The sequence below is a fragment of the Paenibacillus sp. RC84 genome (assembly GCF_041260495.1).
Taxonomy (GTDB): domain Bacteria; phylum Bacillota; class Bacilli; order Paenibacillales; family NBRC-103111; genus Paenibacillus_F.
Genome location: NZ_JBGBYL010000010.1, coordinates 58,237 through 80,350, shown reverse-complemented (window position 1 = coordinate 80,350; position 22,114 = coordinate 58,237). Strand labels below are relative to the sequence as shown.

Below are 22,114 nucleotides of genomic sequence, written 5' to 3'. Positions count from 1 at the left end.
ACAAAAGGCTGGGTGTTTTGTAAACTCCCCCCGCGCAAAAAAAGACAGCCCGTTTCCGAAGCTGTCCGAGCTGCCTGATTCTGTACCCAGAGGGCCGTGCGGTTGGCTGACGTAAGCGAGGCGAGCGCGCACCACCACGCTCCGGGAGCCGCGGCTCAAAGATGGAAAACCGTCTGAGCCGGGCCTACGGCCAAGCGGAGAGCTTGGCACGTGAGGCAGAGCCTGTGAGACAGGCGGCCGCAAAAAAACTTGCGGCGCTATCCCGTCACAGGCGCCAGCGGCCTTGTCAGGGACCAGGCGCAAACGAGCAGGCTGAGGCCGCTCATCCCCTGCAAAATGACGCCGGAGTAGCCCAAATACCAGAGGGCCATCACGATCGTAAGCGCGAAGAGCCACAGACCGAGCCAGAAAAGCCGGCGGTCGGCGGCCGCTCCGAGCAGGACGAAAACGACCGAGAGCAGGAACGCCCTCAGAAGCGCGACGAAATAAGGGCCGACCGCCTGCACATATTCGAGCACGGCTACGGCGCCGATCAGCATAACGGCGGGGAAGGCGAGCATAATGAGGGAAATGGAGCCTTCGCGCGCGGCGCCGGCTTTGCGGCGCATTTTTACCCAGATCACGATGCTGGCAAGCACGGCCGCCGCGAATATTCCCTGCGCGAGCCAGTCTAAATCGACCCATTCTTGAAAGAAATCGACCGCCGCCGCGACGACTCCCTGAATGCCCCATACAGCCAGATAAGGCGCGAGCCAGCGAAAGCCGGAAGGAATCACGGCCGGTCTGCCGGGTGCCGTTCGGGCTTCTTTCATTTTGTACAACCTCCGTTCCCGAATCCAATCATCCGAAAAAGTCCGAATACGACAAGAATACCCAATTCAGCCCGCAAAAACAAGCAAAGGCCGGACAGTTCCATCCTCCCCTCTTTTGCTTTATAATAAAAGGTTGTGGGTGTTCAAAACGTGAGCCCCGGAGAGGAGAGGGAATCCAGGTGGCAGAGCTTGAACGGCAGCAGGAACGCAATCAGCCGGTACCGGCTGAAGAGGGACAAGTTCCGGAAAAGCCGAAGAAAACAAAATCGGCATCCAAAACGGATAAAACACCGCCGGTGGAATACCCGACGGAACAAAAACGATTTTTCTCCGCCAATTTGTTGGCGTGGTATTTGATACATCGCCGCGATCTCCCGTGGAGACGCAGCCGCAACCCTTATTATATCTGGATTTCGGAAGTTATGCTCCAGCAGACGAGAGTGGACACGGTGATACCGTATTTCCACCGGTTCGTCGATTTGTTTCCGACGGTAGAGGCTTTGGCCGTAGCCCCGGAGGATGAGGTTCTGAAAGCGTGGGAAGGGCTCGGCTACTATTCCCGCGCGAGAAACCTCCAGCAGGCCGTACGCGAGGTTCACGAGCGTTACGGGGGCATCGTGCCGGACACGAAGGAGGACATCTCCTCCCTCAGAGGGGTAGGCCCGTATACGTCAGGCGCGATTCTCAGCATCGCGTACAACAAGCCGGAGCCCGCTGTCGACGGCAACGTCATGCGGGTGCTTTCGCGCTACTTCCTCATCGAGGACGATATCGCGAAGCCCGCCGCAAGAGTGGGGATGGAGCGGCTGGCCCGCGATCTCATCCCCGAAGGCTCCGCGGGGGACTTCAACCAGGCGCTGATGGAACTCGGCGCCATGGTCTGCACCCCGCGCTCGCCGCAGTGCCTGACCTGCCCGGTCATGGACCACTGCTCGGGCAGGCTGGCCGGCAGGGAAGAGACCCTGCCGGTGAAGAGCAAGGCCAAGCCGCCGAAACCGGAGCGGCGGCTTGTGGCCCTGATCGAGGGCGAGGGCGAGAACGCGGGGCGGATACTTATCCGCCAGCGGCCCCAGGAGGGCCTCCTCGCCCGCATGTGGGAGCTGCCGCACGTAGAGCTGCCGGCGGCCGCCTCAGGCGGCGCCCGCGGCTCCCTCGCGGCAGCGGAACCTCCCGGCCCCGAGGGCGGGCCGGGGCTGCTTCTCGCGGCGGCGGATGAAGCCGCCGCATCTTCCGCCGGCGCGGACCGGTCGGCGGAGGCACAGCCTGCCGTCGGCAGCGCGGCCGCCGGGCCGGAAGCGCCGGCGAAGCGGGGCCGCCGCGGCAAAGCCGCCGCTGCGGGGAGCGAGGCTCCCGCAGCTTGGCCGGGCGATGCGCACAGCATGGAGCATCTGCGCATCGCGCTGGCCGAGGAGGAGCACGTGGACGTGCTCCCGCAGGGCTGGATCGCCGACACGAACCACACCTTCAGCCATCTCTACTGGGACATGAAGGTGTACCGGTGCCGGCTCGGCGGCCAGGGAGGCGCTCCCGCGGGGCAGCTGCCTTATCGCTACCGCTGGATGTCGCCGGAGGAGCTGGAGCGCTACGCGTTCCCGAACGTGTTCCTGCGCGTCTTGAAGATGTACGCGGAGGAACAGGGCGTATGGGCCGGGAAGTAGACCCGGCCGCCCGGGCTGCCGTCTAAAGGCGTATCACCGGGACGTAAAGCGCGACAAGGGCTCTAAACCGTTCCTTCGCAGCTCCTTCAGCGCCTCGGCCGTTAGCTAGGCATCGCATTCGCTGCTGGATCTGTTCGGAAGGATCACGCTCGCCGGCAGCCGGTTCTCCCTTGCGCCGTATGTCCCGCTCCCGGGCCGAGCAAGCACGAAGAACGTGCACCTACCCGGAAAGGGCAGATTCTTTATCCCTTATAAACACATTCCCATAGACACATTTCCATAAACACATTCTTCTAGACACATTCTTCTAGACACATACAGCCCCATATAAAAAAGACGCCCTCCCAGGCTTATCGCCCGGGAGGGCGTCTTGCGTATACCGGAATTATTTCTTAGCGGCTTCGTAACGCTTGTTAACGGCATCCCAGTTAACAACGTTCCAGAAAGCGGAGATATAGTCCGGGCGTTTGTTTTGGTATTTCAGGTAGTAAGCGTGCTCCCATACGTCCAGTCCGAGAAGCGGAGTGTCGCCTTCGAAGAGCGGGCTGTCTTGGTTAGGAAGGCTGTATACTTTCAGTTGGCCGTCTTTACCGAGCGCAAGCCATGCCCAGCCGCTGCCGAAACGGGTAGTAGCCGCTTTGGCGAAATCTTCTTTGAATTTATCGAAACCGCCCAGCTCGCTGTCGATAGCTTGAGCCAAAGCGCCGGTAGGCTGACCGCCGGCGTTAGGAGCGATGGTTTCCCAGAAGAGGGAGTGGTTGGCGTGTCCGCCGCCGTTGTTGCGTACTGCAGTGCGGATCGCTTCCGGAATGCTGTTCAGATCGCTGATCAGATCTTCCAGGGATTTGTTCTGAAGGTCGGCATGGCCTTCAAGTGCCGCGTTCAGGTTCGTTACGTATGTGTTGTGATGACGGTCGTGGTGAATTTCCATCGTTGTTGCGTCGATGTGCGGTTCCAGTGCGTTATTCGGATAAGGTAGAGCCGGTAATTGATGTGCCATGATTTGAATACCTCCTAAGCGATATGTTAACACTTACCTGTTTATTATAAGACGATTTTTGATAGTAAATCAACATTTATGTATATTAAGTCGGTTAGACCGTATTCTCCCGCCTTCTTTCAATCTCCCGGATGACCTGCGCGTGTATAGCCGTACCCTGTGCGTTGAGCCAGGGAGACAGCTCGCTCATCACCGAATGGTGATAAGATAATTCTTCTTCATCCCAGGCGGAAGCGTCCAGTGAACTCAGTTCGTGCAGATGCCGTCTTTCCTGCTGTGCCATTTTTTCACCTCCTTTTATTAAGAATGACCGGAAACCGGAGTTATTATCAGAAATTTTCTGCAAGAAGGCGCCGGGAAGATGTGAAGAAGACGGGGGTGAGGTTTAGAAGAACCGGAAAGGACAACGTTTTTCTTTACCGTATGATTTGTAAGCGCTATACATTTTTGCTTGCAAAAGCAAATAAGGGATTGACACCCGGCATGAAAGCGTTTATCTTAAATTTATAAAAGTTAAACCCTTTTAATTTTCGAGAACAAGCTGACACGGATGACAGAAAAGGAATTTGAAGTGGTTTGCGAGGTTTTAGGCTGAAAAATGGGCGTAATATCCAGAAATCCGAATCGGTTTACATGGAAATCATGCCTTTTATTTTTGGACTAAAATTAAAGCGTTTTAACTTTCGGAAGGAAGGATGCCATGAGAACCAAAACGGCAAGGCACCAAACGCTCTGGTTTTACATCTTCATTTCACCCTGGCTGATCGGAGCTGTTCTGTTCGCCCTGTATCCCATCGTATCATCAGCTTACTACAGTTTTACCGAGTATGACATCGTAAATCCCCCGAAATGGATCGGTTTTCAGAACTACGTCGATTTGTTCCACGATGATATCTTCTGGATTTCCATCTGGGCTACCGTGCGGTATACGCTGCTGAGCGTTCCGATCCAGCTCGGGCTTTCGCTTCTTTTCGCGCTCCTGCTCAATCAGAAGATCCCGTTCAAAGGTTTTTTCCGGACGGTCATGTATTTCCCGAGCATGATATCGGGTGTGGCCATGGCTCTGATCTGGATGTGGATTTTCAATCCGCAGAGCGGGCTTCTCAATCAGGGGCTCAGCCTGCTGGGGCTGCCCGGGCCGCTTTGGCTGTTTGACGAGAAGTGGGCCATCTTCGCTCTCGTGCTCATGTCGCTGTGGACGGTAGGCGGGGGAATGGTCATCTTCCTGGCCGGTCTGCAAAGCGTGCCGCCAAGTCTGTACGAAGCGGCCGAACTGGACGGCGTAACGCGCCTCCGCTCTTTCTGGCACATTACGCTGCCGATGATCTCGCCCGTGTTCCTTTTTCAGCTGATTATGGGTCTGATCGAGTCTTTCCAGGTCTTTACCCAAGCGTTCATCATGACCAAGGGCGGACCGAACTATTCGACGATGTTCTACGTGTATTACCTGTATCAGAACGCCTTCAAGAATTTCAAAATGGGCTATGCTTCCGCGATGGCCTGGCTGCTGCTGATCGTCGTCATGGTCCTTGCCCTGCTTATTATGAAAGGCTCTAAACGATTCGTTCATTACGAAGGGGGAGACGGAGTTTGAGCAGCACGGTTCCTACACAGCCCGCGAGGGCCTATAAACCTTCCAGGCTGAAGGCTGGGCGCAGAACATGGTTCGACTGGTTCGTCTTCGCCATGCTGATCGTCCTGTCGGTCTTGATGATTCTGCCGTCGGTTCACATGCTGTCCACGGCTTTCAAAACGCGGGCGGAATCGCTGAGATTCCCACCGACGATCCTGCCGGATAAATTCGTGACGGAAAACTTCAAGAAATTGTTCGAGCTCGATTTTCTCAACTGGTATCAGAACAGCCTGCTCATCGGCATTATGACGGTGATCGGCACGGTGCTTTCCTCCGCTCTGGTCGCCTACGGTTTTTCGCGGTACCGGGCGAAGGGCAAGGACGCCCTGTTCGCTTTTCTGCTGGCCACGATGATGCTGCCTTACCCGGCCGTCATGATCCCGCAGTTCATCCTGTTCAAGGAACTCGGCTGGATCGATACGTTCCTGCCGCTGATCGTTCCGGCCTTTCTAGGCTCCGCCTATTTTATATTCCTGCTCAGGCAGTTCTATACCTCCCTGAGCAACGAGCTTTTCGAAGCGGCCAAAGTCGACGGCTGCTCGGAGCTCCGCCAGTGGTGGAGCATCGCCCTTCCGCTGTCGGGCCCGGCCCTGGCGACCGTCGCCATCTTCTCCTTCATCTGGAGCTGGAACGACCTGCTCGGGCAGGTGCTTTATCTGAACTCGACCGAGAAGTTCACTCTGCCGATAGGTATGGCCGGCATGGTGTCCTCGACCACGCGCCCTCCTTCCTGGAACGTCGTTATGGCCGCATCTCTGCTGGCGCTGGTACCGATTCTGGTTTTATTCTCCGTCGCGCAGCGTTATTTCGTACAGAGCATCGTGCTGACGGGTGTGAAATAAGAGAGGGAAACAATAAGGAGGTCTACCTTAAATGTGGATGACTAGAAAACCGTATCATATGACGCTCGCGGCCGTATTGGCGGCGTCGGTAACGCTGGCGGGCTGCTCCGGGGGAGACAAGAAGACCGAGGGAACGGGCGGTTCCGGCAAGTCGGGAGAAACCGTAACGATTACCCACTACACTCAGGACGCGCCGGACAAAGCCTACGTGGAGCAGCTCATTCCGGAATTCGAGAAGAAGTTCCCCAACATCAAGGTCAAGGTGGTAAAAGCGCCTTACGAGCAATTCGAATCGAAGCTGCAGAGCATGGTAGCCGCCGGCAATTCGCCGGACGTCACTTCCCACTGGGGCGATGCGGGCTTCGCGGAATATTACAACAAAGGCTTGGTCCGCGACATAACCGATCTTCTGAAAGAAGACAGCTTCAAACCTTCCGACTATGGAATTTCGGATCATTTGATGGATATCTACAAAGTCAATGGCAAAACTTATGGAATTCCTGTCTATAGTTACGTATCCGTTCTCGTATATAATAAGGATATGTTTGACAAGGCAGGAATTCCGTACCCTCCGTCCGATTATGAAGACAAATCGTGGACGTTCGAGAAGATGCAGGAATATGCCAAGAAGCTGACCAAAATATCCAAAAACCTGAACGATACCCAGTACGGCATCGATTGGGGCTGGTCCGAGAGAGATATGAGACCGCTTTATTTCGGCGCCAGCACGTATCCGGAAGAAACGTTTACGAAGAACGGGGGTAACCCGGAGGTTTCCAAATTCAATTCGCCCGAAGTGAAGGACGCTTACCGTACGCTGTTCGATATGATGCACAAAGACAAAAGCATGATCGATCCCGTTACGACCAAAGCTGTCGCGGGCGAAGGAGGAGACCCGTTTGCCGCAGGCAAAGTCGCGATGTCCGTGGGCGGTGCCTGGCTTCTCGCCGGTTCCAACGATTTCGGCTTTAAAGTCGGCGTAGCCGCCGTCCCGGCCGGGAAGAACGAGAAGGCGAGAGACGTGCTGTTCGTCGATCCCCTGTTCATCCTCAAAGACTCGAAGCATCCGAAAGAAGCGCTGGAGTGGATTAAATTCCAGCTTTCCAAGGAAACGCAGGAGAAAGCGGTCGAACTCAGCGGAGGCACGCCGCCGGCGAATTCGCAAGCAGGCGAGAAGTATTTCAGCTACTTCCAGAATATCGATCCGAAAGATCTCAAGAACGTGTACGAAGGCGGCCTGAAGTACGGCGTGGAATCGTGGAACCATATGATCCCGGGCTACGCGGAGCTTAACACGATCATCAAAAACGAAATGGAGCCGATCGAGAACGGCAAAAAATCGGTCGACGAAGTCATGCCGGATCTTGAGAAGCACATCAACGACGTTTTGGCGAAAAGGCAGAAAAAATAACACAGTCGGACTCTTGACCAGCCCCGCTGCATGGTGGGATTCCGACGTTGGGAGTTCGATTGGATGAAAATAAGCATATTTGACGTTGCAAAAAGAGCGGGAGTATCGGTGGTCACCGTCTCCCGCGTTCTGAACGACTCGCCTACGGTGAGGGAAAACAACCGGCAGAAAGTGCGCCAGGCTATCAAGGAGCTCGATTACCGGCCCAATTCGGCCGCAAGGAGTTTAGCCAGAGGGAAGACGGGCGTAATCGGCCTTACGCTTACGACTTTGCAGGATTCCCTGTTCGACGGAATCGTCAAGTGCGTGAACGATGCGCTGAAGGAGCACGGCTATTTCCTGGCCTTGTCCATCGGACCGGACACGAGCGATTCCGACTGGGGAGAAGGCAGCAACTTTCTGTATCAGGAAGACAGGGTGGACGGAATTATCGTACTTTCCCCTCTTAAGGAGGAAAACGACGTCCTGGAGTTGAAAAGGAAAAAGATCCCATTTGTACTGGTGGATAACCAGCAGGAAGACATGAGCGCCTCGGTCGTTAACGTCGATAACTATATGGGCGGTTTGGAGGCGACGCGTCACCTGCTGAGTCTCGGGCATACCAAAATCGCGCATATCGCGGGTCCCGAGCTCTACCGGAGCGCCAGGGAGCGGAAACGGGGCTATATCGATGCCATGGCGGAAGCGGGGCATCCCCCGTTTCTTTTGGTGGATTCGGATTTCGATATCCGAAGCGGCTTTGACATCGCCAAGAGCTGGCTGGCGGAGGGCGAGAGGCCGACGGCCGTATTCGCCGCCGACGATTTCATCGCGCTGGGCGTGATCGAGGCCTTCCGCGATGCGGGACTTCACGTGCCGCGCGATCTTTCCGTCATCGGCTACGATGACCAAGCCTTCTCGTCGGCGATTCATCCCCGGCTGACGACAGTCCGTCAGCCCTCCGAGGGGATGGCGCAGGAAGCGGTGAAGCTGCTGCTGAAGATCGTGAACGGCACGCAGAAACGGAATGCTTCGGTGAAGCTGGAGCCGAAATTGATCGTGCGCGAATCCACGGCGTCTCCGGACGGCAGAACACTCGAAATAGACAGATAAAACAGGAGCTGTGAAATAGGAGAACAATTGCATGGAACGGGAGATGGAGAACTGTGAACTATTATTTGGGCATGGATGCAGGCGGCAGCAAAACCTATGCGGTTATCGCCGATGAAACCGGACGGGTGGTCGGCACCGGCAGAAGCGGTATGGGGAATCATCAAATTCATCACGATCGGGCGGCCGCGAGCATCGGGGGCGCCGTGGACGAGGCGCTTCGCGAAGCGGGCCTGACGAAAGCGGATATCGCTTTCGCTTATTTCGGGCTGGCGGGGGCGGACCGCGAGATCGACTTCCGCATCCTGCGGAAGCTTCTGGAGCCGATCGGCTTCACGAACTGGGATCTCGCTTGCGATACCATCGTCGCCATGCGGGCGGGCACCACGAAGCCTTACGGCGTCGTCGCCATCTGCGGCAGCGGTGTGAACTGCTCGGGCATGAACCGGCAGGGCGAAGCCTACCAGTGCGGCGGCTTCACCTACACGTTCGGCGACTTCGGCGGCGGGGGCGGCCTTGCCGTCGAAGCGTTCCGCTCGGTCGTCCGCGCCTGGGACGGACGGGGAGAGCAGACCCTGCTGACGGGCCTGGTTCTGGAGCTGCTCGGCTACGAGACGGTCGGAGACATGTTCCACGAGTTTCTCGACCATAACAAGTCCGTTCCGCTGGAGCTCGCGAAGCTGCTTTTCACGGCCGCAGGCCAGGGAGATCAGGTTGCACGCGATATTCTGAAGGAGCAGGGCGAGGAAATCGGCCTCTCGGTCAAGGCGATCGTGAACAAGCTCGGCATGGCCGAAGAGGAGTTCGATGTCGTACTCGCCGGCAGCGTGCTGATGCGCGGAAACGGCGACTACGTCGAGAAGTATATCGTAGACGCGGCGAAGAAAGCGGCTCCGGCAAGCACGATCCGCCGGCTGGACGCCGAGCCTGTAGTGGGCTCCGTGCTGCTTGCGATGGAACGCGGCGGCTTGACGGTCAGCGAAGAAGTGAGCGAGAAACTGAAGCAGTTAAAAATGTAAACCAAATCGGGGAGTGAGAGAGATGGACAAAAGCTTGAAAATCGTCGTCATCGGTGGAGGTTCCTCTTATACACCGGAAATCGTAGAAGGATTTATTCTGAATTACGACAAGCTGCCGATTCGTGAAATTTGGCTCGTCGACATTCCGCAGGGTGAATGGAAGTTGAACATCGTCGGCAGCCTGGCGAAGCGCATGGTCGAGAAATCCGGCCTGCCGATCCAGGTTCATCTGACGCTGGACCGCCGGGAAGCTCTGCCGGGCGCAGACTTCGTCTCCACGCAAATGCGTGTCGGCATGCTGGAAGCCCGCGCCTGGGATGAGTCCATCCCGCTGAAATACGGCGTCATCGGCCAGGAAACGACGGGACCGGGAGGCATGATGAAGGCGTTCCGGACGATTCCGGTCCTGCTCGATATCTGCCGCGACATGGAAGAACTGTGTCCGGACGCTTGGCTGCTCAACTTTACGAATCCGGCCGGCATGGTAACGGAAGCTATCTCCAAGCACAGCTCCATCAAATCGATCGGCCTGTGCAACGCTCCGATCGGCATGCACAAATGGCTGATGAAAGAATACGACGTTCCGGCGTCGAGCATTTATACCGAGTTTGTCGGTCTCAATCACCTTCACTGGATCACGCAGATCACCGTGGACGGGGAGTCGAAGCTGGAAGAACTCGTCGGCAGCGGCAGCGGATATTCCGCCAAGAACGTGCCTCAGATGGAATGGAACGCAAGCTTTATCCGCGGTCTGGGCGCGGTGCCCTCCTACTATCTCAAGTATTTCTACCTGAAGGATGAAATGCTGGAGGAACAGATCGAGGCATCGAAGAAGGACGGCACGCGCGCCGAGGTCGTCAAGCGGGTCGAAGACGAGCTTTTCGAGCTCTATAAGGACCCGGATCTGGCGGAGAAGCCGAAGCAGCTGGAGAAGCGCGGCGGAGCTTACTATTCCGAAGCGGCGGTTAACCTGATGTGTTCCCTTTACAACGACTCAAGGGATATTCAGACCTTGAACGTGCGCAACGACGGCATTCTGGATTTCCTTCCGGACGAGTCGAGTATCGAGGTGAACTGTGTCGTGACCCGGCAGGGACCGATCCCGCTTTCGGTGACACGCGTGCCGGAGGCTGTCAAAGGCCTGATCCATGCCGTGAAAACGTATGAAATCCTCGCGATCGAGGCGGCCGTTACGGGAGACAGAAGCATCGCCCTCCAGGCGCTTGCCCATCATCCGCTCATTTCCTCGGTCAATACGGCCGAAAAGATGCTGGACGAAATGCTGGAGCAGAACCGCGCATATCTGCCTAATTTCTTTCCCGCTGCCGAACATTCGAACGTTTAACGGTTTACGGCCCTAATCATTATCGACAAAAGAAAAATCGACAGCGAACAGACGAATTAGCTGTTGGCATAGAACGAAAAACAGCCGGGATTACCCGGCTGTTTTTTTGTGCCCGGAAGTAGACCTTCCAAAAGATTCAAATGAGGAAGAACCCGAAAACGGCTTCTTCCAGGTCCGTAATCCTATGAAACTGTTGGAAGAAGAAGGACTTTTTAGGCGAAAAAAAGCACAAAAAGTCATGTAAACGCTTCCTATTAAGCGCTTTCAAGAGATTTATTAAGAAAAGCTAGTGTTTTTTGAAAAAAAGGGAGGATTTTCGGCGTTTTTTGTCGTAAAATTATTTTTACACCGAAAAATTGATATTGTGGGAGTGGACCTCATGCGTGTTCGTTCTTTTCGATTGTCTGATTACAGCTCGATCTCCGGTTTGCTTCAGGAAGCGCTCAGCGATCCTTGTTACAAGGAAACGATGCAGGCGTTTGCCAAGCAGCTGTCGTGGGACGGCGAATTAGTGTTGGTTGCGGAAGAGCAGGATGAGCTGGTTGGTATGGTAATCGGGACTATCGATGATAACAAAGGGTACTATTACCGCCTGGCAGTTGCACCCGGGCATCGTCGCAAGGGAATCGGCAAGGCTTTGATTGAAGGAATGAAGCAGCGTTTTATGCAGCGTAAGGTTAAACGCATTCTTGTCACAGTCGATCATCACAATGAATTGGTGCTGCCTGTTTATGAGTCGGCGGGATACAATCACTCCGATTTTACGAGAACGGCAAACCGGCTCAGCATTGTAAAGAAAGCAAGCATGTAGGGGTCAATTATAGTATAATGAAGGCATATCTTTTTGTCGCTGGCGGACAGGCTCCGCTCCCGGGAGGAAGGTATGCTTTTATTGTAACCACTTCTTTTATGCCGGGAAGAACGGGCTCCGTAGGGAGCTTTTTTAGTCGCTGCGTATTTATTTTTCTACGCGGGTTCCGGTCATTTCGTTTCAACCTGATCGAATTTCAAATTAACCGACAATACCAATGAAGTCATGAGCATAAGCTGCATTAGCCGGATGAGACGGTTTATATAGAGGGGCAATTTCAATGAAATCTTTCGAGCATTTTGTCATTAAGAGCTTTAAGCACGACGGTCATCTGCACCGGATGTGGCTGGAGAACTGGAAAGTGCCCCGGCACGAGCTCCATCCCGAACATCAGAGAGAAAACATGAACGTGTTTATCAACAATCAGACGAAAATCCAGGAAGCGGACGGGAAGGAATGGACAAGCCGGATTCCGGGCGTCTCTTTTTTTATACCGGGGGAATGGTACAATATCGTCGCTCTTCTCGAAGAGGGGGGCGTGCGCTACTACTGCAACGTAGCCTCTCCGTTTTACCGGGCGGGCAACGTGATCACCTACATCGACTACGATCTGGATGTGATCCGGATGGCCGGAGGCGACGTTCATGTCGTGGACCGGGAGGAATACGAGCAGCATAAGGCGCTGTACCGGTATCCTCCGCTGGTCGAATCGAAAGTAAAGGCGGGGCTGGACGCCCTGCTGAAGCGAATCGGCAAACAGGGCGCCCCGTTCGGGGACGAAAGCGTCCGCCGATACTATCAGCTGTGGAAGGACAGGGAAACGGAGGCGTGAGGTGACGGATTCCGGGCGGGAACCCCGGTCTTCTTCCTCGCCCGCACCGGAGACGGGCGGAGTGCAGGGAGGCGGGCGCATTTCCGGTAGAAGAAACTGGAGCAGGCTGGGAACTTTCGTTGTCATTATACTGGCTGCTGCCGTTATTCAGCGGTACGGATTCAACATTTCCGCCGTCCGCGGAATATCGATGGAGCCGACCCTGCATGAAGGGCAGCGGCTTTTTGTGAATAAAACGGCTGCTTGGACCGGGAATTTCAGCCGGGGAGACGTCGTAGTCCTGAAAGAACCGGATGGGACAGACACGGAGAAGACCCACCCCTATCTGGTCAAAAGGATCGTGGCTGCGGCCGGTGACCGGCTTGAAATTACGGACGGCCGGGTATTTGTAAACGGGGAAGAACTGAAGGAGCCCTATACGGACGAAAGGATCGGGGACGGCGATTACGGTCCTTTAACCGTAGGAAAAGGCTACTGTTTCGTCATGGGCGACAACCGGCGCAGCGGAGCGAGCCTGGACAGCCGGAGTTTCGGTCCGGCAGCCGTTAGTTTGCTGGTCGGACGGGCAGAATGGATAGTATGGCCGCCAGACGCCCTGAAAGGTCTCTAGGGAGGCTTTTAGGGGCACGAATAAGACCAGAGAAGCAGATGGCGCTTAAAGAGCGCACACGCAGGAAGAAAGGCCCCTGCCCGGATACGCCGTCCGTTAGCAGAGCCGGCTTGGACGTTCCAACTCAGACGATACGGAAGGAGGGATAGAGCATGCGGATAACACTTGCGGATGCTTCCGAAAGGGAACTGCTCCTGCTTAAGCAGGAAATCATCCAGGCGGCCCCGTCGCTCGGAATCGATAAAATCGGTTTCGCTTCGGCGGAGCCTTTTCACGATTTGAAGGATATTCTTCTTCGGCACCGCGAGAAGGGCTATGAATCCGGCTTCGAAGAGCCGGATATCGATAAGCGCGTTAACCCGGACCGCAGCTTCGAAGGGGTCAAATCCATCATCGCCATCGCGGTCGCCTATCCCTCCAAGCTGGTTAACCCTCCACGCTCGGAAGCGGGGGCGTACCGGGGGATGCTGGCCCGGGCCGCCTGGGGCGACGATTACCACCTGGTCCTGCGGGAGCGGTTGAAGCGCCTGGGCGCGTTTCTGGAAGAGCGCGTCGAAGGCGTCCGGTTTATGGACATGGTTGACACCGGCGCTCTCGTGGACCGTGCCGTGGCCGAGCGTGCGGGAATCGGCTGGATCGGCAAAAACTGCGCCGTCATAACCCCCGAGTGGGGTTCCTGGGTTTACCTCGGCGAATTGCTTACAAATCTTCCGTTCCCCGCCGATACTCCTATTATGGACCAGTGCGGGGAATGCCGGATTTGCATCGACGCTTGCCCGACGGGAGCGCTTGTCGGGCCCGGGCAGCTGAACTCCAGCCGGTGCATCTCCTTCATCACGCAGACGAAGGGAACGATTCCGGACGAGTTCAAGGAGAAGATCGGGAACCGGCTGTACGGATGCGATACGTGCCAGATCGTCTGCCCGGTGAACAAGGGCAAGAACTGGACGCACCACGAGGATCTCCAGCCGGATCACGAGGTCGTGAAGCCGCTGCTGATCCCGCTGCTCACCATGGGCAACCGGGAATTCAAGGAGCGCTTTGGAAAAAGCTCGGCGGCCTGGAGGGGGCGCAAGCCCATCCAGCGCAATGCGGTGCTCGCGCTGGGCAATTTCAAGGACCGGTCGGCCGTTCCGGTGCTCGCTTCCCTGCTCAAGGACGATCCGCGTCCGGAGCTTCGGGCCACGGCGGCCTGGTCGCTCGGCAAGATCGGAGGCGAGGCGGCGCTGGAAGCCGTGCTCCGGGCGCAGCGCAGCGAACGCGACGAAGCGGTGCTTGCCGAGCTGGACAATGCGGCGCGGAAGCTCGGCGGGCCTTCGCCAAGCGGCGGCGATCCGGCCGCGCCAGAAGCCGGCGGGCCGCAGGCGGACGGCGCCGGAACGGCACCGGCTGCGGAGTAGCCGCCGTGCGTTAAGCCCGGGGCGTGCTGCCGCAAGTGCCGACAGCCAACTACCACAAGCGGAGGGATGCGTAATGGACGACAGCGGCAGAGGAACGGTCACGACGGCAGGGGAATCTGTCTATATAGAAACCGATACGCTGGATTCTCCAATCGGCCCTCTGCTTCTCGCCAGGACGGAGACGGGGCTCTGCGCGATCGAATTCGGGAGCGGTCCGGAAGCGGTCCGCAAGCTGGAGCAATGGACGGACCGCTGGATTCCGGGCGGCACCCTTGTTCCGAATCCCGGAGGACTCCGGGAAATCAGAGAACAGCTTGACGAGTATTTCAGCGGACAGAGACGCTCGTTCGACCTCGCATTCGATCTGCGGGGGACGGAGTTTCAGCTCCGGGTCTGGAAGGCGCTGCTATCCGTTCCGTATGGAGCTACCGCTTCTTATAAAGACATCGCCGCCGCCATCGGATCGCCTCAGGCGGTCAGGGCGGTCGGCGGGGCTAACAACCGCAATCCGGTCCCGATCGTCATTCCGTGCCACCGCATTATAGGCGCAGGCGGGCAGCTGGTAGGATACGGGGGCGGGCTTCCCGTCAAGACGGCTCTGCTTGAGCTGGAGGGCTGGTCACCGGCGGATGTCCGGCATACATCGAAGAATCGGGAGTGGAAAGCATGAAATATGTTCCTATTGATTCCATAGAACCGGGACAATATCTGGGAAAGACGATTTTTACGGCGTCCGGGGCGGTTATGCTGGCCGAGGGGGTTCAGCTTACCGTTTATATGATTAATACGCTGAGACGCATCGGGGTTTCCATGCTCTATATCCAGGATCAGGAGACGGACGATATCGAAATTCCCGAAGTCGTCAGCGAGGAAACGAAGCGGATCGTCATCCGGCAGATGCTGGACACCTTCGATTCCATCCGGTCCGGTAAAGACTTCAATACACGCCACATGAGCAAAAACGTGGATACGCTGCTGGACGAAATTTTAAAAAACAAGGACGTTCTGATCCAGCTGACGGATATCCGCACGAAAGACAATGACATGTATCTGCATGCCCTCAATGTCTGCATGATTTCCACACTGATCGGGATCAATATGAATCTGAATCCGCAGCAGCTGAAGGAGCTGGCTATCGGTGCGCTTCTTCACGATGTAGGCAAGCTGGACCGGATTACGGACGACGAAGCCAAGGACGACCGGCTTCATCATACGTGGAGAGGCTTCGAGCTGCTTAAAGCCAAGCGGGAATACAGCCTGCTTATCGCGCATGTCGCGTTCCAGCACCACGAAACGCCCGACGGGCTCGGCAAGCCGCGCAGACTCCTGGGAGAGCAGATTCATCTGTACGCGAAGATCGTAAGTGCGGCCGATACCTACGACAGTCTCCTTCAAGGCAGCGGCCTGGATGCGGGGCTGCTCCCCCATGTGGCGATCGAGCACATGATGGCTATGGCGGGTACGAAGCTGGACAGGGACATCCTGATTCACTTCCTGCGCACCGTATCGGTCTATCCGACGGGGATTTCCGTCCGTCTGTCCACTCGTGAAACGGGTGTCGTGGTCGGCCAGCACCGGGGCTTGCCGGGCCGTCCGGTGGTCCGCATCATCAAACAGGGTGGCGGCAAAGAGTACGATGTGAAGGAAATGGATCTGGCGAAACACACCACGCTTTTTATCGAACACGTGTTGGCCTGAGAAGCTTGGATTTTCGGCTTTATAATGCTATGATGAGTTTGACTGAAAACAATTTTTGAACGCAGGGGGAAAAGCAGGATGTGGCAAATTATCATTCCGATTCTGACCTTGATAGCGGGACTGGTCGGAGGCTTTTTTATCGGAGTGTTCTATCTCCGTAAGCAGCTCGAATCGATGCAGAACAATCCGGAAATGATCCAGAAGATGGCTAAGCAGATGGGCTACAACATGAACAAGCAGCAAATGAACAAAGTGCAGACCATGATGAAGAACCAGAACCTGACCAGCAAAAAGCCGAATAAAAATGCAAGATCCAAATAAAAAATCCGCATGAAAGCGGCCGGGAATCCTGTTTCACAGGCTGCTCGGCCCTTTGAGTAGAACGGACCAGTATTATCCAGAGGTGGTTGGCTTATGCCCAGCAACAAAGACAAGATTATCGCTGCTGCCATGGAACTTTTTCACGAGCAAGGCTTTCAGGCTACGGGCCTGGAAGAAATTCTCTCCCGGTGCGGCGTGGTGAAAAGCAACTTTTACTACCATTTTAAGAGTAAGGAAGAGCTCGGCCGGCAAGTCATTCAGCAGAAGATCGCGCTGATGGAGGAGCAGATATTCGGGCCGTCGCTGGGCAACCGGGCGCTCGGGCCGAAAGAGAGGCTGGGACGGCTGTTCCGCCTCATGCAGGTCTCGGCGGAAGAGCATGATTGCCGCAGGGGATGCTACATCGGCAACCTGGTTCTTGAATTGGGGGACCGGTACGAAGAACTGCGCCGCTTGCTGGTGGATTTTCTCGAAGACATAGAGAATAGAATCGAAGCCTGCCTGCAGGAAGGGGCAGCTAATCAAGAGATCAACCTTCATGGCATGAAAGCCAGGGAAACGGCCGTTGCGCTGACCGCACTGCTGCAGGGCGGCATGCTTCTCGGCAAAGCGCACCGCAGCAGTTTCGCGCTGCAGTACGGCGGCAAGCTGGTGAAACATATCATAGGGAACGGATCGGAAGGAGAGCAACATGCCGGCTAAAGAATACAAAAACACGAAAGTCGCGGATAACCGCGAACAGATTGAAGGGCATATCCGGGAAATACTTCGTTTGATCGGAGAGAACCCGGAACGCGAGGGGCTGCTGGATACTCCGGCGCGTGTAACCCGGATGTACGAGGAGATCTTCGCCGGATATGAGGCGGATTTTCGCGACGTACTCGGCGTAACCTTCGATGAGCAGCATGAGGAACTCGTTATCATCAAAGATATCGTCTATTACAGCCAGTGCGAGCATCATATGGCGCCGTTTTTCGGCAAAATCCACGTGGGTTACATTCCGAGCGGAAAGATAGCGGGCCTCAGCAAATTCGCCCGTCTGGTTGAAGCCATCACCCGCAAATTGCAGGTGCAGGAGCGCATTACTTCCCAGATCGCCAACACACTGGACGAGGTGCTGGAGCCTCACGGCATTATGGTCGTCGTGGAAGGCGAGCATCTGTGCATGTGCTCCCGCGGCGTGAAGAAGCCCGGCAGCAAAACCGTCACGTCGGCCGTACGCGGCTCGTTCCGGACGGATTCCGCTTTGCGGGCGGAGTTTTTGTCGCTGATTAAGTAATTCGGCGGAAAAATGCGGGTGAACCTGCCGGACCGCTGCGGGAAAGTCAGGCGAACGTCGGATCCAAGCAATCGCAGGCAAAACAAAGTAAATAAGAACTTCGGCCCAACCGAAATTCAACTAGCAAGAAGGACAGTCTTAAAAAGGCTGTCCTTTTTTGTTAGGTTCATCGTCTTAAATGCAACTAAAAACAACAAAACAAAATTAAATACACAATCTTTACTTGTATTTAATCGTGAGTTTACAAAACTTCTTTACCATAACAACTGTAAGAGAAATGAATCCAAACGCAGCTTATTCCATTTTACAAATTCGAGAGGATGAACGACGGTCATGAAAAAAACAGCTTCACTTTGCCTGACTCTTCTTATGGCGATTTCCCTTCTGGCAGGCTGCGGAAAAAGCGGCAGCGAAGCGGGTGCCGCGACCAAGCCACCGGAAAAGGCGGGAGGCAATGAGGGCTCTTCCCAATCGGGCGCTCTGAAAGGCGACCTGACGGTGTACACCGCACTGGAAGACGACCAGATTAAAGCTTACCTCGAATCGTTCAAAAAAACGAACCCGGATGTAAAGGTAAATATTGTCCGGGATTCGACGGGCATCATTACGGCCAAGCTGCTGGCCGAGAAGGATAACCCTCAAGCGGACGTCGTCTGGGGCGTTGCGGCGACAAGCCTGCTTGTGCTCGATCAGAACGGCATGGTGGAGAGCTACTCGCCCAAAGGGATCGAACGTGTCTCCCCGATGTTCAAAAGCACCGGCACTCCGGCGAAATGGGTGGGCATCGACGCGTGGGAAACGGCTTTTATCGTCAATACGAAGGAACTTGAGAAAAAGAAGCTTCCGGTTCCGAAGACTTACCAGGATCTGATCAAACCCGAGTACAAAGGCATGATCGTGATGCCGAATCCGGCTTCCTCGGGAACGGGATTTTTCGATGTGACGGGCTGGCAGCAGCTCTACGGCAAAGGTCCGTCCTGGGAGTTCATGGACAAACTTCATGACAATATCGCCGTCTACACGCACTCCGGTTCCAAACCGGCCAAGATGGCGGCTGCCGGGGAATACCCGATCGGCATTTCGTTCGGTTACCGCGGCATCCAGGAGAAGAAGAAAGGCGCGCCGGTTGAAGTTGTATTCCCTCAGGAAGGCTCCGGCTGGGATGTGGAAGCGAACGCCTTGATGAAGAAGGCGGCGATTAAGCCCGAAGCGAAGGCATTCCTGGACTGGGCGATCAGCGACGAGGCGATGAAAGCCTACAACAAGAACTATGCGATCATCAGTGTGAACGACGGTTCCGGCACGATTCCGGAAGGCTACTCCAAAGACCCGCTCAGCCAGCTCATCAAATACGACCTGAACGATGCGGCGAAGAATAGAGACGGCATTTTGAAAGAGTGGGAAAAACGCTACAACGCCAAGAGCGAGCCCAAATCCTAAAATAAAGCGGTAATCCCGCTTGCGGCAACAAGCCAGAACCGTTAAGCCGGCAGCCGGAAGGAGAGGAACACATGAATCAGGCTCACTTATCGATCCGGGGGATCCGCAAGACATTCGGTTCTTTCACGGCCTTGGACAGCATTTCCCTGGATGTCCGCAAAAATGAATTCGTCTGCCTGCTCGGCCCCAGCGGCTGCGGCAAAACGACGCTGCTCCGCATCATTGCCGGGCTGGAGCACCCGGACAGGGGCGCGATATCGGCAGGAGGAAAAGACATCACCGCTCTTCCTCCGGCTCAACGGAATTTCGGCATGGTGTTCCAGTCGTATGCCTTGTTCCCGAACATGACGGCAGCGCAGAATATCGCGTTCGGCTTGAAGAGCCGGAGGCTCGGCAAACGCGATATCGCCGAGAAGGTGAGAGAATCGTTGGACCTGGTGGACCTCTGGGAGATGAGGGACAAGTACCCGTCGCAGCTCTCGGGAGGCCAGCAGCAGCGTATCGCGTTGGCGCGCGCCGTCGCGCTGTCCCCGGACTTCCTGCTGCTGGATGAGCCGCTGTCGGCGCTGGACGCCAAGGTGCGGCATAAGCTGCGCGGAGAAATCCGCGCGCTGCAGGAGAAGATCGGCGTCACGACCATTATGGTGACGCACGACCAGGAGGAGGCGCTGACGATGGCGGATCGCATTGTGGTGATGAACAATGCGGAGGTCGCACAGATCGGCACGCCGAGAGAGGTTTACGAACGGCCGGCTTCGCCGTTCGTAGCCGATTTCATCGGCGCGATCAACTTCCTGGACGGAGCCGAGCTCCAGGGAAGGGGCGTGCGCGGCGCCGGCATGATGGCGGTCCGGCCCGAGCATATCGGCGCCGAAGAGCCCGGTTCGCGCGGCGGCATACCGGCCGTTGTCCGCGGCATCGAATTCCGCGGACCTTTCTATCACGTCGTGCTGGACGTATTGGACAGCGGCGGGGAGCCGCTCGGACGCCCGATGACGATTCACGTGTCCGCCCAGCATTACCAGCAGCTGGGCCTCGAGAAGAATAAGAAGCTGTCGCTCCACCTGCCGGAAGAACGGCTGATCGCCTTCGAGCCCCAGGCCGCAGCGAAGTAAGAGAAAGGAGTCCTTGTCATGATGATCGTACGCAGGGTGCAGGGCGCCGCCAGAGACCTTCGCTCCAGTCTTACGGGAACGGGAGGAAGGATCAGGCGCCGGCACGGCAAAGAGGAGCGGATACAGCAGGCTCTGATCGCCCTCATGATCGCGATGCTGGCCGTTACGGTACTACTGCCCCTGATCGGGTTGTTTTCCAAAGCGTTTTACGATAAAACGAGGCAATTTGCGGGTCTGGAAAACTTTGTCGTGTATTTCACGACACCGGCCCTTCTCCGTTCCCTGCTCCATACCTTGAACGTGTCTTTACTCACTACAGTCATCTCAGTCAGCCTCGCGTTCTTGTATGCATATGCGCTGACCCGTACGGATATCAAAGGCAGGACGCTTTTCCGCTATATCGCGCTGCTCCCGCTTTTTGCCCCGACGATGATGCACGGGATCGGCCTTATTTATTTGTTCGGCAACCAGGGGCTGGTGACGACCGGTTTGTTCGGTCTTCTGCCCGCCGGACTGGATATCGGCTTGTACGGTCCGGTCGGAATCGTACTGGCGGAAGTGGCTTACACCTTTCCTCAGGCGATGATGATCATGCTCGTGTCGCTGGCGGTAACCGACAACCGGTTGTACGAAGCGGCCGAAACGCTTGGGGCGGGGAAGCGGAGAACATTTCTGAGCGTAACGCTGCCAAGCGTGAAATACGGCGTCATCAGCGCTCTGTTCGTCTGCTTTACGATGAGCTTTACGGATTTCGGCGCCCCGAAAATCGTCGGGGGCAACTACAATGTGCTTGCGACGGATATTTACAAGCAAGTGATCGGCCAGCAGAACATGACGATGGGCGCGGCCGTAGGCATCCTGCTTACACTGCCGGCTATTCTGGCTTTTGCGGTGGACCGTTTCGTGGAACGCAGGCAGAAGGCGCTCGTTTCCTCCAAATCGGTTCCCTATCGGATTCAGAAAGGAAGCTGGCGCAACGCCGTGTTTTACGTGATTTGCAGCTTGATCGGGGGCGCCATCCTGCTCCTGCTGGGTGCCGTAATTTTCGCTTCCGTGATTAAGGTGTGGCCCTATGATTTATCATTTACGTGGAATCATTTCGATTTCACATCCGTGGCCGGCGAAGGGCTGGCTCCTTTCTGGAACAGCATGCAGGCGGCTCTCTATACCGCTTTGATCGGTACGGCGGTTACATTCATTTTCGCTTATCTAATTGAAAAAGTGCGCCACTGGCACGCTCTGCGGCAGTTTGCTTATTTCCTTTCGATTCTGCCGCTCGCGCTGCCGGGAATGGTAATCGGGCTTGCTTTTATTTTCTTCTTCAACCGGCCGGACAATCCGCTGAGCGGGATCTACGGCACCATCTGGATCGTCGTTTTGGCCAACATCGTGCATTTCTATGCCGTTCCTTTTATTACGGCGACAGCCTCGCTCAAGAAACTCGATAAGGAATTCGAGACGGTTTCGGAATCGATGCGTGTTCCGTTCTACCGGACATTCGCACGGGTAACGGTTCCCATGTCCCTGCCGGCTGTCCTGGAAATGTTCGTTTATTACTTTGTGAATTCCATGGTAACCGTGTCGGCAGTCGTGTTTCTGTACTCCGCCGATTTCAAGCTGGCTTCGGTTGCCATTGTCAATATGGACGATGCGGGGGATACCGCCCCGGCCGCCGCCATGTCCGTCCTCATTCTGCTGGCCAACATTGTCGTGAGGATCGGCTACGAGCAGCTTACGAAAGTGATGCGGAACCGGGCTTCCGCCTGGCAGCGGAAATAATTTTTTAACAGGTTTGAACG

The 22,114-nt window shown here is 56.0% G+C and carries 22 protein-coding genes; 19 read left to right on the top strand and 3 right to left on the bottom strand.

Features of this window, described 5'->3' with window-relative positions:
* Positions 1–257: 257 nt before the first annotated feature.
* On the bottom strand, positions 258–812 hold the full coding sequence (locus tag ABH899_RS21890) for a hypothetical protein (protein ID WP_370000546.1): 555 nt from the start codon (positions 810–812) through the stop codon (positions 258–260).
* Positions 813–1,108: 296 nt separating this feature from the next.
* Between ABH899_RS21890 and mutY the strand changes: the two genes are divergently transcribed.
* Positions 1,109–2,470, top strand: a complete 1,362-nt coding sequence (gene mutY / locus ABH899_RS21885) for an A/G-specific adenine glycosylase (protein ID WP_370000872.1) — start codon at positions 1,109–1,111, stop codon at positions 2,468–2,470.
* Positions 2,471–2,855: 385 nt separating this feature from the next.
* Here mutY and ABH899_RS21880 read toward each other — a convergent pair whose 3' ends face one another.
* Together ABH899_RS21880 and ABH899_RS21875 are read right to left on the bottom strand one after the other, a co-directional pair.
* Positions 2,856–3,470 (bottom strand): superoxide dismutase, encoded by a 615-nt coding sequence (locus ABH899_RS21880; protein ID WP_009676925.1) that lies wholly within the window; start codon positions 3,468–3,470, stop codon positions 2,856–2,858.
* Between the two features lie 94 nt (positions 3,471–3,564).
* On the bottom strand, positions 3,565–3,753 hold the full coding sequence (locus tag ABH899_RS21875; RefSeq protein WP_326054579.1) for a hypothetical protein: 189 nt from the start codon (positions 3,751–3,753) through the stop codon (positions 3,565–3,567).
* Between the two features lie 417 nt (positions 3,754–4,170).
* Between ABH899_RS21875 and ABH899_RS21870 the strand changes: the two genes are divergently transcribed.
* From ABH899_RS21870 to ABH899_RS21785, 18 genes are all read left to right on the top strand, one after another.
* On the top strand, positions 4,171–5,064 hold the full coding sequence (locus ABH899_RS21870) for a carbohydrate ABC transporter permease (protein WP_370000543.1): 894 nt from the start codon (positions 4,171–4,173) through the stop codon (positions 5,062–5,064).
* The gene (locus tag ABH899_RS21865; RefSeq protein ID WP_218231510.1) at positions 5,061–5,945 is read left to right on the top strand and encodes a carbohydrate ABC transporter permease; all 885 of its coding nucleotides are present in this window, start codon (positions 5,061–5,063) and stop codon (positions 5,943–5,945) included. Before ABH899_RS21870 ends, ABH899_RS21865 begins: the two co-directional genes overlap by 4 nt.
* Before the next feature lie 31 nt (positions 5,946–5,976).
* The gene (locus tag ABH899_RS21860) at positions 5,977–7,356 is read left to right on the top strand and encodes an ABC transporter substrate-binding protein (RefSeq protein ID WP_009676889.1); all 1,380 of its coding nucleotides are present in this window, start codon (positions 5,977–5,979) and stop codon (positions 7,354–7,356) included.
* A 63-nt stretch (positions 7,357–7,419) separates the two neighbouring features.
* Positions 7,420–8,448: a LacI family DNA-binding transcriptional regulator gene (locus ABH899_RS21855; RefSeq protein WP_218231511.1), complete on the top strand. Its 1,029-nt coding sequence runs from the start codon at positions 7,420–7,422 to the stop codon at positions 8,446–8,448.
* 53 nt (positions 8,449–8,501) lie between these two features.
* Complete coding sequence (locus tag ABH899_RS21850; protein WP_370000540.1) at positions 8,502–9,464, top strand: N-acetylglucosamine kinase; 963 nt, start codon at positions 8,502–8,504, stop codon at positions 9,462–9,464.
* Between the two features lie 22 nt (positions 9,465–9,486).
* Positions 9,487–10,809 carry a 6-phospho-beta-glucosidase gene (locus tag ABH899_RS21845; protein WP_370000538.1) on the top strand — a complete coding sequence of 441 codons (1,323 nt, stop codon included), beginning with the start codon at positions 9,487–9,489 and terminating at the stop codon, positions 10,807–10,809.
* A gap of 379 nt (positions 10,810–11,188) precedes the next feature.
* Positions 11,189–11,620 (top strand): GNAT family N-acetyltransferase, encoded by a 432-nt coding sequence (locus ABH899_RS21840; RefSeq protein WP_016423621.1) that lies wholly within the window; start codon positions 11,189–11,191, stop codon positions 11,618–11,620.
* Positions 11,621–11,900: 280 nt separating this feature from the next.
* Entirely contained in the window at positions 11,901–12,452 is a 552-nt protein-coding gene (locus tag ABH899_RS21835; RefSeq protein ID WP_370000535.1) for a DUF402 domain-containing protein, read from the top strand.
* A gap of 1 nt (position 12,453) precedes the next feature.
* Positions 12,454–13,062 carry a signal peptidase I gene (lepB, locus tag ABH899_RS21830; RefSeq protein WP_370000533.1) on the top strand — a complete coding sequence of 203 codons (609 nt, stop codon included), beginning with the start codon at positions 12,454–12,456 and terminating at the stop codon, positions 13,060–13,062.
* Positions 13,063–13,214: 152 nt separating this feature from the next.
* Complete coding sequence (queG, locus tag ABH899_RS21825; protein WP_370000531.1) at positions 13,215–14,462, top strand: tRNA epoxyqueuosine(34) reductase QueG; 1,248 nt, start codon at positions 13,215–13,217, stop codon at positions 14,460–14,462.
* A gap of 73 nt (positions 14,463–14,535) precedes the next feature.
* Positions 14,536–15,132 (top strand): methylated-DNA--[protein]-cysteine S-methyltransferase, encoded by a 597-nt coding sequence (locus ABH899_RS21820; RefSeq protein ID WP_370000529.1) that lies wholly within the window; start codon positions 14,536–14,538, stop codon positions 15,130–15,132.
* Positions 15,129–16,160, top strand: a complete 1,032-nt coding sequence (locus tag ABH899_RS21815) for an HD-GYP domain-containing protein (protein ID WP_370000527.1) — start codon at positions 15,129–15,131, stop codon at positions 16,158–16,160. Before ABH899_RS21820 ends, ABH899_RS21815 begins: the two co-directional genes overlap by 4 nt.
* 78 nt (positions 16,161–16,238) lie before the next feature.
* Positions 16,239–16,481, top strand: a complete 243-nt coding sequence (locus ABH899_RS21810) for a YneF family protein (RefSeq protein ID WP_009676878.1) — start codon at positions 16,239–16,241, stop codon at positions 16,479–16,481.
* Positions 16,482–16,574: 93 nt separating this feature from the next.
* Complete coding sequence (locus ABH899_RS21805) at positions 16,575–17,183, top strand: TetR/AcrR family transcriptional regulator (RefSeq protein ID WP_370000524.1); 609 nt, start codon at positions 16,575–16,577, stop codon at positions 17,181–17,183.
* The gene (gene folE, locus ABH899_RS21800) at positions 17,173–17,760 is read left to right on the top strand and encodes a GTP cyclohydrolase I FolE (protein WP_009676881.1); all 588 of its coding nucleotides are present in this window, start codon (positions 17,173–17,175) and stop codon (positions 17,758–17,760) included. Before ABH899_RS21805 ends, folE begins: the two co-directional genes overlap by 11 nt.
* A 333-nt stretch (positions 17,761–18,093) precedes the next feature.
* Positions 18,094–19,200: a putative 2-aminoethylphosphonate ABC transporter substrate-binding protein gene (locus ABH899_RS21795; protein WP_370000517.1), complete on the top strand. Its 1,107-nt coding sequence runs from the start codon at positions 18,094–18,096 to the stop codon at positions 19,198–19,200.
* A 71-nt stretch (positions 19,201–19,271) separates the two neighbouring features.
* Positions 19,272–20,315, top strand: coding sequence for a putative 2-aminoethylphosphonate ABC transporter ATP-binding protein (locus ABH899_RS21790; protein WP_370000515.1), 1,044 nt, complete (start codon positions 19,272–19,274; stop codon positions 20,313–20,315).
* A gap of 18 nt (positions 20,316–20,333) precedes the next feature.
* Positions 20,334–22,094: a putative 2-aminoethylphosphonate ABC transporter permease subunit gene (locus ABH899_RS21785; protein ID WP_370000513.1), complete on the top strand. Its 1,761-nt coding sequence runs from the start codon at positions 20,334–20,336 to the stop codon at positions 22,092–22,094.
* Positions 22,095–22,114: the final 20 nt, after the last annotated feature.